Genomic DNA, 15,049 nt, shown 5'->3' with positions numbered 1-15,049 from the left:
CCCCAATTACTGGACTTCTTCTTTATTATTTTTTACCCTTTTTGAGCCATATCTAATCTTTGGTATAAGGGTGTGAATATCAAAACAAAAAGCCTGCCAGTCAGACCCGGCAGGCTTTTGTATGAATGGTTATCCTAAATCGCCTTACAGGCAGGCCAGTCGGTTATTATCCGATGGAGCCTTCCATTTCGAACTTGATCAGACGGTTCATTTCAACCGCATATTCCATTGGAAGTTCTTTTGTAAATGGTTCGATGAAGCCCATTACGATCATTTCCGTTGCTTCTTGCTCAGAAATTCCGCGGCTCATCAAGTAGAACAATTGTTCTTCAGATACTTTGGAAACCTTCGCTTCGTGTTCAAGGGAAATGTTATCATTCAAGATTTCATTGTAAGGGATCGTATCAGATGTAGACTGATTATCCATGATTAATGTATCACATTCAATGTTGGAACGAGCTCCATCCGCTTTACGTCCGAAATGAACGATACCACGGTATGTTACTTTACCGCCCTGTTTAGAAATTGATTTAGATACGATAGTTGAAGATGTATTTGGAGCTAGGTGAATCATTTTTGCTCCAGCATCTTGGTGTTGGCCTTTGCCGGCAATGGCAATCGATAATGTCATACCACGAGCACCTTCACCTTTTAAGATGACAGCAGGATATTTCATTGTCAATTTGGAACCGATGTTACCATCGATCCATTCCATTGTTGCGTTAGCGTCACAAACCGCACGTTTCGTAACCAGGTTAAACACGTTGTTTGCCCAGTTTTGGATCGTCGTGTAACGGCAGTAAGCATCTTTCTTAATGACGATTTCAACAACCGCACTATGAAGGGAGTTAGTTGTATAAACAGGAGCTGTACAACCTTCTACATAGTGAACGGATGCGCCTTCATCAACAACGATTAGCGTACGTTCGAATTGCCCCATGTTTTCAGAGTTGATCCGGAAATAAGCTTGAAGCGGAGTATCCACTTTAACGCCTTTTGGTACATAGATGAAAGATCCGCCTGACCAAACTGCCGAGTTCAATGCAGAGAATTTATTGTCAGTGGGCGGGATCGTTTTTCCAAAGTGCTCACGGAAGATATCCTCATTTTCACGAAGTGCCGAGTCCGTATCTTTAAATACGATACCCAAATCTTCCAATTCTTCTTTCATGCTATGGTAAACCACTTCTGATTCGTATTGAGCCGATACGCCGGCAAGATATTTTTGTTCGGCTTCAGGAATTCCCAATTTATCAAAAGTCTGTTTGATTTCATCAGGAACTTCATCCCAAGATTTCTCTGATTTCTCTGATGGCTTAACATAGTATGTGATTTCATCAAAATTCAGGCTCTGCATGTCGCCGCCCCATTGAGGCATTGGCATGTTGTAAAAATGCTCCAATGATTTCAAACGGAAATCAAGCATCCATTGCGGTTCATCCTTCATTCGAGAAATTTCTTCCACGATTTCTTTTGTCAGACCACGCTTTGAACGGAAGATGGAAACATCTTTATCCGCAAAGCCATATTTATAATCGCCGATTTCAGGCATTTTCTTTGCCATAGCTCGTATTCCTCCATTTCAAATGGCTGAATTACAACAGCTCATTTTAATTTAATTATTCCTTCAATCCCTTTTCCATGGCTTTCCAAGCTAAGGTAGCACACTTGATTCGGGCTGGGAATTTAGAAACGCCTTGAAGGGCTTCAATATCCCCAAGGTCCATCTCATCGTCGTAATCTTTTCCCTGAATCATTAAGGAAAAAGTTTCGGATAACGCTAGGGCAGTATCCACGTCTTTGCCCTTAATGGCTTGAGTCATCATGGAAGCTGAACTCATGGATATCGAACAACCATCACCATCGAATTTAACATCGCTGACCTTGCCATCTTCAATCTTCATCGTTAAACGAATTCGATCGCCGCAAGTTGGATTATTCATATCGATTGTCATGCTGCCATCCTCTAGCATGCCCTTATTACGCGGTTTCTTGTAGTGATCCATAATGACTTGTCGGTAAAGTGTATCTAGGTTATCAAAAGACATTACTGAAATACTCCTTCGTTTTAACAAGCCCGGATACGAGCTTATCAATATCTTCTTCCGTGTTATATAGATAGAAACTTGCTCTTGCCGTCGATGATACGTCAAGCCATTTCATTAATGGCTGTGCGCAATGATGACCGGCACGGACAGCAATTCCATCTGCATCAAGAACGGTAGCGACATCATGTGGATGTACGTCATTAATATTAAAGGTTATTACACCCGCACGCTTTTCTGCATCTTTAGGACCGAATATGGTCAGCCCTTCGACTGCTGACATTTTTTCCATTGCATAAGCGGCGAGCTTATGTTCATGCCGTTCAATATTATCCAAGCCGATTTCTTCCAAGAAATCAATTGCAGCACCAAGGCCGATGGCGCCGGCAATGATTGGGGTACCGCCTTCGAATTTCCACGGGAGTTCTTTCCATGTAGACTCTTGCAAACCTACAAAATCGATCATCTCTCCGCCGAATTCAATCGGCTCCATTTTTTCCAGAAGTTCTTTTTTGCCATATAATACGCCGATACCTGTTGGACCGACCATTTTATGTCCTGAGAAGGCAAAGAAATCACAATCCAGATCACGGACATCCACTTTTAGGTGCGGCGTGCTTTGTGCCCCGTCGACTACCATTACAGCACCGTGTTCATGGGCAATTTTCGCGATTTCCTTCACAGGATTGATAACACCAAGCACATTCGAAACCTGCATGATGGAAACGATTTTCGTTGCGTCCGTAATTGTTGCCCTAACATCATCAAGGGAAATCGTGCAATCCTCTTGAAGCGGAATATACTTCAGTACAGCGCCTTTTTCTTTGGCAAGCTGCTGCCACGGAATTATATTACTGTGATGCTCCATGTAGGAGATGACGATTTCGTCACCCTCTTTAATATTTGCACCACCGTAACTTCTTGCTACAGTATTTAAAGAAGTCGTTGTGCCTCTTGTAAAGATGATTTCTTCTGTAGAAGAAGCATTAATGAATTTACGTACCTTTTCACGTGCACCTTCATACGCATCCGTAGCCTTTGTTCCAAGTGTATGCACCCCGCGGTGAACATTCGAGTTGTATCCGCGGTAATATTGCTCAATCGCTTCAATCACTGCAGCCGGTTTTTGAGAGGTTGCAGCACTATCTAAATAAACTAATGGCTGACCATTGACTTCTTGATCTAATATCGGAAAAAGCTTACGAATTTCGTATGGGTTCATTACTGTACTTTCCTTTCAATGACCGCTACTAATTGTTTTTTAACTCCCTCAATTGGAAGCTGGTTAACAACAGGGGCCAAGAATCCGTGAATGACAAGTCTTTCTGCTTCTTTCTTAGTAATACCACGGCTCATTAAATAATACAGTTGAAGCGGGTCGACACGACCGACGGAAGCAGCATGGCCAGCCGTTACATCATCTTCATCAATCAAGAGGATTGGATTGGCGTCCCCGCGTGCTTTTTCACTTAACATCAATACGCGTGATTCTTGTTCGGCATTTGACTTTGTAGCGCCATGCTCTATTTTCCCAATTCCATTAAAAATGGAGGATGCGGATTCTTTCATAACACCGTGCTTAAGGATATAGCCCTCAGAGCGTTTGCCATAATGAATGATCGCTGTCGTAAAGTTCTGTTTTTGTTCCCCGCGTCCGACTACAACGGATTTAGTATCACCGTGAGAGCCATCGCCCATGAGATATGTTGTATTATCTGAAATCGTATTTCCATCGTTCATCAGGCCAAGTGCCCACTCAATACGAGCGTCACGCCCTGCCACTCCACGGCGGTTAACGTATGTCGTGAAGCCTTTAGAAAGGGTATCGACCGCTCCGTACTCCACTTTGGCATTCGCATTTGCAAATACTTCCGTTACGATGTTGGCAACACCTTCGTTAGACTCAACGCTTGAGAAGTAGTTCTCTACATATGTGACAGAGCTATTATCTTCCGCTACGATCAAGACATGGTTGAAAAGTGTAGTATCTGGATTATCCAATAGGAATACCGATTGGATTGGCTCTTTGATTTCTACATTTTTCGGAACATAAAGGAATGCTCCTCCATTAACTAATGCAGCATGAAGTGCCGTTAAACGATGTTCATCTATCTTAACGCCGTCTTTCATGAAATATTTTTGCACGAGCTCAGCATGGTCACGAGCCGCTGTTAAAATATCCGTAAAAATGACGCCTTGTTCTTTCACATTTGCTGACAGATTGATATGTGCCGGCGTATTATTGCGTTGAATGTATAAGTTTTCATTTTCTTCAATGATGGATTTAATTTCTTCCGGAAGCTCCTCTAAAGAGGCAAAAGCTTCACTATCAACCGTATGGGTCTGGAAAGAAGTGAAATTCCATTTATCGATTTTCGTTTTATCCGGCTTTGGCATCGGGAGCTTTTCTAATTCAGAAAACGCTTGAATCCGAAGCTCGGATAACCAAGCTGGATCATTATTTTTAGTTGAATAGGAGCTTATATCCTCTTGTTCAAACGGTAATTTCGTTTCTGTAGTCATTGCAAATCCTCCTACTTACGCTTCTTCGCCAACAGTTTCGTCTTCAATGCCCAATTCTTGTTTAATCCAGTCATAACCTTCCGCTTCCAAGCGGGCAGCAAGTTCAGGACCGCCTGATTTAACGACACGTCCTTGCATCATAACATGTACAAAATCAGGAGTGATGTAATTTAATAGACGTTGGTAGTGAGTGATGATCAAGCATCCAAAGTCTTCTCCGCGCATTTCGTTGATTCCTTTTGAAACGACTTTAAGTGCATCGATATCTAGACCTGAATCAATCTCATCCAAGATTGCAATTTTAGGTTGGATCATCATTAATTGAAGAATCTCGTTACGTTTTTTCTCTCCGCCAGAGAATCCTTCATTCAAATAGCGTTGCGCCATATCTTCATCCATTTCAAGGAACTCCATTTTTTGGTCCATTTGACGGATGAATTTCATCAATGAAATCTCATCGCCTTCTTCACGGCGTGCATTAATGGAAGAACGCAAGAAGTCAGCATTTGTAACACCGCTGATTTCACTTGGATATTGCATAGCTAGGAATAGACCGACACGAGCGCGCTCGTCTACTTCCATTTCCAATACATCTTCGCCATCGAATGTGATGCTTCCGCTAGTCACCTCATATTTAGGGTGACCCATGATTGCTGATGATAAAGTGGATTTACCAGTTCCATTTGGTCCCATGATCGCATGGATTTCTCCACCTTTGACTTCAAGGTTTACCCCTTTTAAAATCTCTTTACCTTCAATTGATACGTGAAGATCTTTAACCGTTAATGTAGAAGCTGACATAATAATACCTCCGTGAACTAATTCCAATTTTATTACCAGAAAGTAAGGATTACTTTCTTTACTGTAATTTACGTAAAAGCATTCTCACTTTATTCTCATTCCAATTTTATAACAAATCCAATTTGGAATCAACTAAATAGATAAGGGTTTCCACTTCTGTCATGTTAAAAACCCGTCCTATTCTTACAATACTAACAGATATAGCCTGTTTCCTGCATATTCATACTTATTTTAGCTTTTGTTAAAATTATCTTATTATTCAGCAAATCTCCATCCTTATTAATATAATATATGTTCAAAGAATTCGATTGCAAGGTATGAACGTTCCGCTTTAAAAAGAAAAAAAAACGGACTGTCAGGCATTATGTAAGTTTATCCAATAAGGCACCCCTTATTTATGGACCACTTTCCATTTTACCTCTACAGACCGATCTTTTAAAGAACTCTTTTATATGCTTATCCGTGAATTTTGCGTTGTAGGTCCTGGACCATTTTATTGCACTTTACATGTTCCCTATCCCGTTCTTTCTCGACCTCGATACGGAGGTCTAAGTTTCTACTGTACTCACTGTAGCCAATCCCATGTGAAGACTGCATCGCCTTTTCCATTTCGCTTGTTACATTTAAATCTAGAGTATTGATAGTGAACCATCCTTTCAAATTTGTGTATCATTTTAATGCCTTCATATCTCTATACCCTTCACTTTCATGATTAAACATGAAATGAATTAAATTAGGCCGCAGACTGTAAACAAACTGGATGATCAATGAGTTTATCTACAGTTTTTTAGTTTTTAGGTTTTCAAAATTTGAACGTTACTTTCCACTTCAGGCACTCGCTTTCCGCGGGCGGTCCGGAAGCCTCCTCGGCGCTTTTGCGCCTGCGGGGTCTCCCTTGACTCGCTTTTCCCGCAGGAGTCTCGTACCTTCCGTTCCAATCCACTAAGACTAAACAATCAGATAGAATCACTTTCACCTACAGTCTTTATTCGTTCCATGCCGGTTAAGGTTTCCATGATAAAGTGCCTCACTTTTCTAAGTTCGGAAAAAATTTTGAGCGACGCATTATGTAAAAGCTGAACGAACAAAACAGTTTGCCTATTCATTTATGCGGCGACAGACCGTAACGGATTTGTGTTGAGGACGATAGTAACACCCGGAAATACTCATGATAGTCGTTTCTTAAGAGCATCTGGTTGAACAAGTGATTAAGAAAGTTGGAAAACCTGAAGCTGGTTGACGCAGATGCAACTAACAAAACACCAGCTTTACTCTGTACACGTCCTCGAACAAAAGAAAGATTCTTCCGCAACCATGGCTATTTGTAATATGAGCGTTTTGGTTGTTATCTCTGCCCATCGGCACTCAACAACAAATAAAGAGGGCTATCGTGAGTACAAATCGCTTTAACTGCTTCAAATCCAATAAAAAATCAAAAGGTTCCGGAATGAGAACATTCCGGAACCTTTTTGTTTACAAACTGCGGCCTTAATTAAATCAGGCCGCCATTCTTGAATTATTTATCCGCCGGTACAACTGCACCTTTGTATTCCTTTAGAATAAAATCTTGAATTTCTTTAGAATGTAATACTTCTACTAGCGTTTTGATTTCTTCTTTATTTTCATCACCTTTGTTAACAGCAATAACGTTAACATATGGTGATTCAGAGTCTTCAATCGCAATTGAATCTTTAAGCGGATTCAATCCAGCGTCAATCGCATAGTTGGAGTTGATCAGGACGGCATCGCCTTCGCCGCTCTCATATATTTTAGGAAGCAGGGCCGCTTCATAATCAGCATCGAATTTAAGGTTTTTCTTATTTTCAACGATGTCTTTCGTTGTAGCTGTCGTTTTATCGATGCCTTCTTTTAATGTAATCAGGCCATTTTTTTCTAATAGAGATAACGCACGTCCGTGGTCAGCAACAGAGCTGCTCATAATAATTGTTGCGCCTTCCGGAAGTTTATCAATGCTTTTATATTTTTGTGAATATAGAGCAATCGGCTCGATATGAATTCCGCCAGCATTGACGAAGTCATATCCATTTTCTTTAATTTGCCCTTCTAAATAAGGAATGTGTTGGAAGTAGTTAGCATCCAATTCCTTATCATTCAACGCCTTATTCGGTAAAACATAGTCCTGGAATGTTTCGATTTCCAATTCGATTCCTTTTTCTTTAAGAAGCGGCTTAGCTTCCTCAAGGATTTCAGCATGCGGAACATTGGATGCCCCTACAACTAATTTCTTCGATTCTTTTTCTGTATCACTGCCGCTTTTATCCTTTTCACTTCCACAAGCAGCCAAAGCGATAGATAACACTAAAATTAATGCAAATCCTAAAAACTTTTTCATCCTATTCATCTCCTTTTATCTTTTGTCCAATTTAGATGTAATCACATCTCCAATAATTTGAATTATGAAGACGATAATTAGAATAACGATCGTCGCTACAAGCGTAACGTCATTTTGATTTCTTTGATAGCCGTCCAAATAGGCTAAATTACCAAGTCCGCCTGCACCGATGACCCCGGCCATTGCGGTATATCCAACCAATGCAATCGATGTTACCGTAATTCCGGAAATAAGGGCAGGCATAGACTCTGGAAGAAGGACCTTCCAAATGATCGTACTCGTTTTTGCCCCCATAGATTTAGCGGCTTCAATTACACCTTTATCGATTTCACGCAGGCCGATTTCAACCATACGCGCATAAAATGGGGCCGCACCGATAATAAGTGCCGGCAATGCAGCGTTCTCTCCGATCATTGAACCGACAAGTGCCTTAGTGAAAGGAATGAGCAGCACGATCAAAATAAGAAATGGAATGGAACGGAATATATTAACGATAGCACTCATGACCCCGTTGATTACCCGGTTTTCCCACATATTACCCTTCCCTGTCAGGAACAGGATCAATCCTAATATTATGCCTATAAAAAAGGTTGCCACTACAGAGACGCTTGTCATGTAGAGCGTTTCTTTCGTTGCTTCAATAATGTCTTCCCAATCAATATTCGGCAATAATTCTTCAAGCATGAGTAATCACCTCCACGCCTACCTGCTGTGCTTTAATGAATTCGATTGCGCGGAGCATTTCATCCTCTGTGCCATCAAGATGGATAAACAATGTTCCATATGAACCGCTTCTTGTTTGGGATATCTTACCTTGAACGATATTGACATCCAACTCGAAGTTTCGTACAAGCTTGGTGATCAACGGGCTTTCTGCATGATCACCTACAAAGGTCAATTGAATCACTTTGCCTGCAGGATAACGTTCGAGCAAATGGTCCATCGTTTCTTTCGTTTCTTCTGGTTCCGTTACCTGCTGCACGAAACGCTTCGTCATTTGTTCTTTAGGATTCTTGAAAACATCCAGGACAGGACCCTGTTCAACAACTTGCCCGTTTTCCATCACGGCGACGCGATGACAGATTTTACGTATTACATGCATTTCATGTGTTATCAAGACGATCGTCAATCCTAGGCGCTGATTGATGTCAACAAGCAATTCGAGTATGGAGTCGGTAGTCTGCGGATCCAAGGCAGATGTCGCTTCATCACACAGCAGCACTTTAGGGTTATTTGCCAGAGCCCTGGCTATTCCCACCCTTTGCTTTTGCCCTCCGCTTAATTGTGAAGGATAGGCCTTTTCCCTGCCTTCCAGTCCGACTAACTTGATCAATTCGTTCACACGCTTGGTCCGTTCAGTTTTAGAAACTCCTGCAATTTCCAATGGGAAAGAAATATTTTCCTGAACGGTCCTTGACCATAATAGATTGAAATGTTGGAAAATCATGCTGATTTCTTGACGGGCCTTACGGAGCTGAGCCCCTTTAATTTTTGAAATTTCCTTCTCAGCCACCACAACGGATCCCTCTGTAGGAGTTTCCAATCCATTGAGCATTCTTATCAAAGTACTTTTCCCCGCTCCACTGTATCCGATGATACCGAAAATCTCACCTTTATTTATTTCAACATTCACATTATTTACAGCCTTGATCGTCTCACTGTTTCCTTTTCCTGTTCGGAACAGCTTACTGACTTTCGTCAATGTAATCATTAATCCTCACCTCTTTTATCCAATAAAACCTATGAACTTAGTTGATTTCTCTACATTATTAGTCTGTTTCTCATATCATGCACATGTTTTCCTCATTAAAACAGAAAAAACCTTTCTGCATGAGCAGAAAGGCAGGTGAAGAAACAGGCCTTTCTCTCATCTTCCAAAGTAATTAAACTTTGTGTGAATTGGCACCTTTCCAAGGAAATCTCCTTGTCGGTTGCCGGGTTTCATCGGGCACATCCCTCCACCTCTCTTGATAAGAGCTAATATATAGAATATTTGTACATCATTAAGTTCTTTAGTATGGAGAAATTTTATCATAGATAAAAAAGGAGCGCAATGTATATTATTTCTAGTTCAAGAATGACAGGAACTTTGGTTAAAGCGTTTTGGAAGTCAAGGAAACGATATTCGTCGCTTTTTCAATTGCCTGCTCCAAATCTTCTATTAAGTCGTCTACATTTTCAATCCCGATGGATAAACGGACTTGATCGGCGCGCACACCCGCTTTCGCAAGACCCGCCTCATTCAATTGTTGATGGGTCGTACTGGCTGGGTGGATGATCAAGCTCTTCGCATCCCCTACATTCGCCACATGGGACCATAATTCCACCGAATTGATAAGTTTTGCCCCAGCTTCGCGATTACCTTGTATTCCAAAAGTCACGACAGATCCGGCTCCCTTAGGTAAATATTTATCCGCAAGGGCTTTATCGGGATGATCCTCATCACCAGGATGCGAAACCCAAGTCACGGCAGGATGGTTTTTTAAATATTTAATGACAGACTTGGTGTTTGATAGATGCTCTTTCATCCTTACATGTAGCGTTTCAAGTCCAAGCGTAAACTGGAATGCACTTTGGGCACTTAGCGCAGGGCCTAAGTCTCGAAGTAACTGAACTCGGGCTTTCGTTATGAATGCGGCAGGTCCTACTGCCTCGGCGTATACAAGACCGTCGTAGCTTGGGTCAGGCTCCGTGAAGCCAGGATAGTTTGGCGAGTTCCAATCGAACTTCCCTCCATCCACGATGACACCGCCTAGTGTCGTTCCATTTCCCAGAAGCCATTTTGTAGCGGAATGGATGACGATGTCCGCGCCAAAATCAATTGGTCTGCAAAGATATGGTGTTGCAAAGGTATTATCAATGATTAAAGGTATGCCGGCTTCATGGGCGATTTTCGCTACCGCTTCAATGTCAAGCACCCTCAAACTTGGATTACCGATCGTTTCGGCAAAAATGGCTTTAGTTCTTGGCGTAATCGCCCTTTTGAAATTTTCAGGGTCATCGGGAGAAACGAACTTCACTTTGATCCCATACTTGGGAAGAGTATTTTCAAAAAGGTTATACGTACCGCCATATAATGTAGAGGCTGAAACAATCTCGTCACCTGCAGCGGCAATGTTCAGGATTGAAAGTGAGATGGCAGCCATTCCGCTTGCTGTTGCCAACCCGCCGATACCGCCTTCCAATAAGGCCATTCTTTCCTCAAAAACGCTGACCGTGGGATTATGAAGCCGTGTATATATATAGCCATTCTCCTTTAGGCCAAATAAATTCGCTGCATGGTCGGTGTCTTTGAACAAGTATGCATTGCTTTGGTAGATAGGAACTGCACGTGCACCTGTTTCATCAGCTTGCAGACCGCCATGAACACTCAATGTTTCGAAACGCAACTTTTTCCCTGACATATGATTTCACCTTTTTCTATGGATTTAGTTGGAATTATATGATATCTGGCCTTTTATAAACAAAAAAACCACTTCAACAAGAAGAGGTCTCAAGAACACACCTCATCTACCAGAGCCAACACTCTGCTGGAATTAGCACCGTATATAAAATTTATACCGGTTGCCGGGCTTCGTCGGGCCAGTCCCTCCGCCACTCTTGATAAGAACTATTAAATTCTGCCATTACTTAATTCAAAATATAGCATTTTAGAATAAATCAGTCAATAAATTGTTAGAATATTCTTTGTTTAATTCCGATCTCGCATTCAAATGTCCGCAACAAAGAAACCAACCACGGTTCTGATTGGTTTCTTAGCTGATTTCCTTAAGCAATCCGTACAAATAAGGAACGGATTGAAAGGCATATATTTTTTTGTGCAGCTTTCCTTTTTTGAAAAGCAATAAACAAGGCACACTTTCGATTTCATATGATTCGGCAATTGCATGGACATAGTTCATATTCATTTTACCTGCCTTCAATTCCGGAAACAGCTCCAAGGATATCGTCAACATCTTGGATGCAACCTGACAAGTGCCGCATAAAGGCGTATATAAATATAAGCAAAAGGTTTCCCCATTTTCAACAGCAAGCTTACACTCTTCTTCTTTCCATTCCTGCATCAATTAGTCGTTCACCCTTTGACTTAAAAATTTCATTTTCACATTCATATTGGCAGATAGTAGCACAGTTGCGATATGATGTTCGGGTGAGCTTTCCACTTCTTTGTACATTTTATTAATATACAGGTGGTTCGCTTCCGGCATTTCCCTTCGGAACTGCTTCCGCAGCTTTTCTCCTGATTCATCTGCGTCAAAAAGGAGATAAACATCACGATCCATCAATTCATCCACTAATTCATCCAGCTTAGTTAATGATATGGTCCCATTCGTACATCTTATTTCCACATCTTCATTTAAAACGGAGGCAACTTTTCTTCTATCGGAACTGCCTTCTACAATGATCACTTTATCGAATTCGCCCCACTCCATGTCATCACTCCATCTCACGAATTATGTGCGCAACTGACACTGTACAAAATGAAAAAGAGAGCAGGCCTTTTCAGTCCCCCCTCTCCTTCTAATTTAACCGTTGATTAAACTCTCATACTCTTCAGCGCTCATCAAGTTTTCAATATCACTGCTATTAGATGGTTCAAGCACGACCATCCATGCCTTTTCATAAGGAGACTCATTTACATATTCAGGGTTGTCACTTAAATCTTCGTTTACTTCAACAACCTTGCCACTGATAGGTGCATAAAGCTCAGAAACGGTCTTAACGGATTCAACACTTCCAAATGGTTCGTTCGCTTTCAATTCATCGCCTATTTCCGGAAGCTCAACGAATACGATGTCCCCAAGCTCGGACTGTGCGAAAGCTGTAATCCCAATGCGCACTGTTCCATCTTCCGTTTTGACCCATTCATGTTCTTTAGTGTAACGAAGTTCTTTTGGTGTTGTTGTCATTATTAACCCTCCATATGTACATCTTATTTTATCTATTACATTATAAGGTAGATTGTTTGTTTAAGTAAGGAATTAACCAAATATTTTGTGAAATTTTAGTTCCAAACCTGTTCGAATTGCTCTTCTTTGAAACCTACCGTCACTTTGGTGCCATCTGTAACAATCGGCCTTTTCAGAAGCATGCCATCCGTGGACAATATATCAAGCATTTCTGCTTCAGAAGCTTCTTTCAGCTTATCCTTTAAGCCCAGCTCCCGATATTTTTGACCGCTAGTATTGAAAAACTTCTTCAATTCCAAATTGCTGATTTTATATAGTTGTTCAATTTCTGTTCGCGAAGGCGGATTTTCCGCTATATGGATCGCTTCATATTGCAGTTCATGATTATCCAGCCACTTCTTCGCGTTACGGCATGTGCCGCATTTTGGGTACCAATATAATGTTAAGCCCATCATTTCACCACCTATCAATAGAATACCCGTTTTCAGCAAGCAATACAACGAAATATCTTTTGAATTTCCAATGCGATTTCATCAAAGTAAATAAAAGGGAATGCCTTAACAGGCATTCCCTTTACAGATTCTGATTCATTGCTTACAGAGCATATTTTTCCGCTTCGATTACCTTGACGGAAGCTTCACGTTTTTTCGCAATGACATTGATCGGATTGTGTCTTGTCAGCTTGCGGAGCGACGAAAGCATGATGCGAAGAGTATCGCCTGATTCCACCGCAATTAACGTTTCTTTTGCATGCTGTTCTATTTCATTGAAAGCTTCCTGAACGAAGATTTCAGTGTAAAGCACTTTTTGTTTGTTCTTCTCCAGGCCTGTAGATGCAATGGCTTTCTCCGTACGCAATACCACGGATTCAGCTGCATAGGCAAGGGATGCGATATCAGCAATATTAGAGAGGATTTCTTGTTCTTGATCAAGAGTTTTGCCGTATTTCTGTGCCGCTAGGCCAGCTGCCAAAATACCGATTTTCTTAGCGTTCCTAACAAGCATTTTTTCTTGTGCCAGTGGCTCATCGCCAGGTTCTTCCGGCATCATCATCATTAATTCCTCTTGCAGGCCTTGAGCTTTTTGAAGAAGCGGCAATTCCCCTTTAAGTGCTTTCTTCAGGAAAGTTCCCGGGACAAGCAATCGGTTGATTTCATTTGTACCTTCAAAGATCCGGTTAATACGTGAATCGCGATATGCTTTTTCAATTTCATACTCCTGCATGAAACCATAGCCGCCATGAAGCTGTACGCCTTCGTCCGTAACATAATCCAATACTTCAGAAGCGAAGAATTTATTCAATGAACACTCAATGGCATATTCAGCAACTGCAGCCGCCATTGATTTTCCATCTTTCACTTGCTCATCCGTCAATTTGCTTTGTCTTTGATCATAAAGGCCAACGGTGCGATATACAGAGCTTTCTGCTGCATAAATTTTAGCTGCCATTGTTGCAAGTTTTTCTTTCGTCAAGTTAAAATCGGAAATTTTCGTTTTGAACTGTTGACGTTGATTCGTATAAGCAGCTGTAATCTCAAGGGCACGTTTAGATCCGCCGACCGCACCGACGCCTAATTTATAGCGGCCGATATTCAGGATATTGAAAGCGATGACATGCCCTTTTCCGGCTACACCCAAAAGGTTTTCGACTGGTACATGTACGTCTTCAAGTATTAATGTACGTGTGGATGAGCTTTTGATCCCCATTTTCTTCTCTTCAGCACCAGTTGATACGCCTTTATAATCACGCTCAACAATGAAAGCGGAGAATTGTTCGCCGTCGATTTTGCCGTATACACAGAAGACATCTGCAAAACCTGCATTTGTAATCCATTGTTTTTCACCATTTAAAATATAGTGTGTTCCTTCTGGATTCAATTTCGCCGTCGTTTTTGCTCCCAAGGCATCTGAACCTGAGCTTGGTTCCGTTAAGGCATATGCAGCAATCTTCTCACCCGTTGCCAGTAAAGGGAGGTATTTTTTCTTTTGTTCTTCATTCCCGAATAATACGATCGGCAATGACCCGATACCTACATGTGCACCATGTGTAATTCCGAACCCGCCTGCAAGCGCCATTTTTTCCGTAATCAATGCCGAACTGATTTTATCAAGACCCAATCCGCTGTATTCCTCGGGAACATCAGCACCAAGTAAACCGATTTCTCCTGCATGCTTCAGTAATTTAACGGAACGGTCAAATTCATGGTTTTCTAAATGTTCAACCTGCGGCAGAATTTCATTCACTACGAAATCCTCGGCAGTTTTGGCGATCATTTTATGCTCATCAGAATAATCTTCCGGTGTAAACACTTGATCATACGTAATATCTTCCACTAAAAAGGCTCCGCCTTTAATGAGGCTACCTGTAGTTTGATTTGACATGTCATTTCCTCCTAAGTATTTAAGATGGTAAACCC

Annotated in this window: 15 protein-coding genes, 1 pseudogene and 2 riboswitches; of the genes and pseudogenes, 1 reads left to right on the top strand and 15 read right to left on the bottom strand. The window is 41.4% G+C overall.

Annotated features, from left to right (window positions below; all coding sequences use genetic code 11):
- Window positions 1-166: 166 nt before the first annotated feature.
- The 6 genes from sufB to FNK51_RS27740 all read right to left on the bottom strand — a co-directional run bounded on the left by sufB (window position 167) and on the right by FNK51_RS27740 (window position 5,966).
- On the bottom strand, window positions 167-1,564 hold the full coding sequence (gene sufB, locus FNK51_RS07030) for a Fe-S cluster assembly protein SufB (protein WP_098371484.1): 1,398 nt from the start codon (window positions 1,562-1,564) through the stop codon (window positions 167-169).
- A 55-nt stretch (window positions 1,565-1,619) separates the two neighbouring features.
- On the bottom strand, window positions 1,620-2,048 hold the full coding sequence (gene sufU / locus FNK51_RS07025; RefSeq protein WP_141992868.1) for a Fe-S cluster assembly sulfur transfer protein SufU: 429 nt from the start codon (window positions 2,046-2,048) through the stop codon (window positions 1,620-1,622).
- Window positions 2,038-3,267 (bottom strand): cysteine desulfurase, encoded by a 1,230-nt coding sequence (locus tag FNK51_RS07020; RefSeq protein WP_141992867.1) that lies wholly within the window; start codon window positions 3,265-3,267, stop codon window positions 2,038-2,040. The genes sufU and FNK51_RS07020 overlap by 11 nt, the downstream gene beginning before the upstream one ends.
- Window positions 3,267-4,568: a Fe-S cluster assembly protein SufD gene (gene sufD / locus FNK51_RS07015; protein ID WP_098371487.1), complete on the bottom strand. Its 1,302-nt coding sequence runs from the start codon at window positions 4,566-4,568 to the stop codon at window positions 3,267-3,269. The genes FNK51_RS07020 and sufD overlap by 1 nt, the downstream gene beginning before the upstream one ends.
- A gap of 15 nt (window positions 4,569-4,583) precedes the next feature.
- Window positions 4,584-5,369 carry a Fe-S cluster assembly ATPase SufC gene (gene sufC, locus FNK51_RS07010; RefSeq protein WP_034310141.1) on the bottom strand — a complete coding sequence of 262 codons (786 nt, stop codon included), beginning with the start codon at window positions 5,367-5,369 and terminating at the stop codon, window positions 4,584-4,586.
- Between the two features lie 456 nt (window positions 5,370-5,825).
- The gene (locus tag FNK51_RS27740; RefSeq protein WP_472673127.1) at window positions 5,826-5,966 is read right to left on the bottom strand and encodes a YuzK family famiily protein; all 141 of its coding nucleotides are present in this window, start codon (window positions 5,964-5,966) and stop codon (window positions 5,826-5,828) included.
- A gap of 466 nt (window positions 5,967-6,432) precedes the next feature.
- On the opposite strand from FNK51_RS27740, the pseudogene FNK51_RS27095 reads away from it, so the two are divergent.
- Window positions 6,433-6,773: pseudogene (locus tag FNK51_RS27095) on the top strand (IS5/IS1182 family transposase); the annotation flags it as partial.
- 112 nt (window positions 6,774-6,885) lie between these two features.
- Here FNK51_RS27095 and FNK51_RS06995 read toward each other — a convergent pair.
- The 9 genes from FNK51_RS06995 to FNK51_RS06955 form a co-directional block, all read right to left on the bottom strand.
- On the bottom strand, window positions 6,886-7,722 hold the full coding sequence (locus tag FNK51_RS06995) for a MetQ/NlpA family ABC transporter substrate-binding protein (RefSeq protein WP_141992866.1): 837 nt from the start codon (window positions 7,720-7,722) through the stop codon (window positions 6,886-6,888).
- 15 nt (window positions 7,723-7,737) lie between these two features.
- The gene (locus FNK51_RS06990) at window positions 7,738-8,406 is read right to left on the bottom strand and encodes a methionine ABC transporter permease (RefSeq protein ID WP_076368176.1); all 669 of its coding nucleotides are present in this window, start codon (window positions 8,404-8,406) and stop codon (window positions 7,738-7,740) included.
- Window positions 8,399-9,433 (bottom strand): methionine ABC transporter ATP-binding protein, encoded by a 1,035-nt coding sequence (locus FNK51_RS06985; RefSeq protein ID WP_076368177.1) that lies wholly within the window; start codon window positions 9,431-9,433, stop codon window positions 8,399-8,401. The genes FNK51_RS06990 and FNK51_RS06985 overlap by 8 nt, the downstream gene beginning before the upstream one ends.
- Window positions 9,434-9,586: 153 nt before the next feature.
- Window positions 9,587-9,699: riboswitch (SAM riboswitch) on the bottom strand.
- A gap of 116 nt (window positions 9,700-9,815) precedes the next feature.
- Window positions 9,816-11,126, bottom strand: a complete 1,311-nt coding sequence (locus FNK51_RS06980; RefSeq protein WP_181762202.1) for an O-acetylhomoserine aminocarboxypropyltransferase/cysteine synthase family protein — start codon at window positions 11,124-11,126, stop codon at window positions 9,816-9,818.
- A gap of 99 nt (window positions 11,127-11,225) precedes the next feature.
- Window positions 11,226-11,332, bottom strand: a riboswitch (SAM riboswitch).
- 145 nt (window positions 11,333-11,477) lie between these two features.
- Entirely contained in the window at window positions 11,478-11,786 is a 309-nt protein-coding gene (locus FNK51_RS06975) for a thioredoxin family protein (RefSeq protein ID WP_098371655.1), read from the bottom strand.
- Window positions 11,787-11,789: 3 nt separating this feature from the next.
- Window positions 11,790-12,155, bottom strand: a complete 366-nt coding sequence (locus tag FNK51_RS06970) for a toprim domain-containing protein (RefSeq protein ID WP_048688210.1) — start codon at window positions 12,153-12,155, stop codon at window positions 11,790-11,792.
- 93 nt (window positions 12,156-12,248) lie between these two features.
- A complete protein-coding gene (gene gcvH, locus FNK51_RS06965; RefSeq protein WP_034310122.1) occupies window positions 12,249-12,632 on the bottom strand; it encodes a glycine cleavage system protein GcvH in 384 nt (127 codons plus the stop codon).
- 95 nt (window positions 12,633-12,727) lie between these two features.
- Window positions 12,728-13,084, bottom strand: coding sequence for an arsenate reductase family protein (locus FNK51_RS06960; protein WP_063234020.1), 357 nt, complete (start codon window positions 13,082-13,084; stop codon window positions 12,728-12,730).
- Window positions 13,085-13,226: 142 nt separating this feature from the next.
- Complete coding sequence (locus tag FNK51_RS06955) at window positions 13,227-15,014, bottom strand: acyl-CoA dehydrogenase family protein (protein WP_141992865.1); 1,788 nt, start codon at window positions 15,012-15,014, stop codon at window positions 13,227-13,229.
- Window positions 15,015-15,049: the final 35 nt, after the last annotated feature.

Origin of the sequence: Bacillus sp. B4EP4a (assembly GCF_006680105.1) — a bacterium.
GTDB lineage: Bacteria > Bacillota > Bacilli > Bacillales > DSM-1321 > Peribacillus > Peribacillus simplex_E.
The sequence above is the reverse complement of the archived record's forward strand: the minus strand, read 5'-3'. Positions and strand labels throughout refer to the sequence as shown.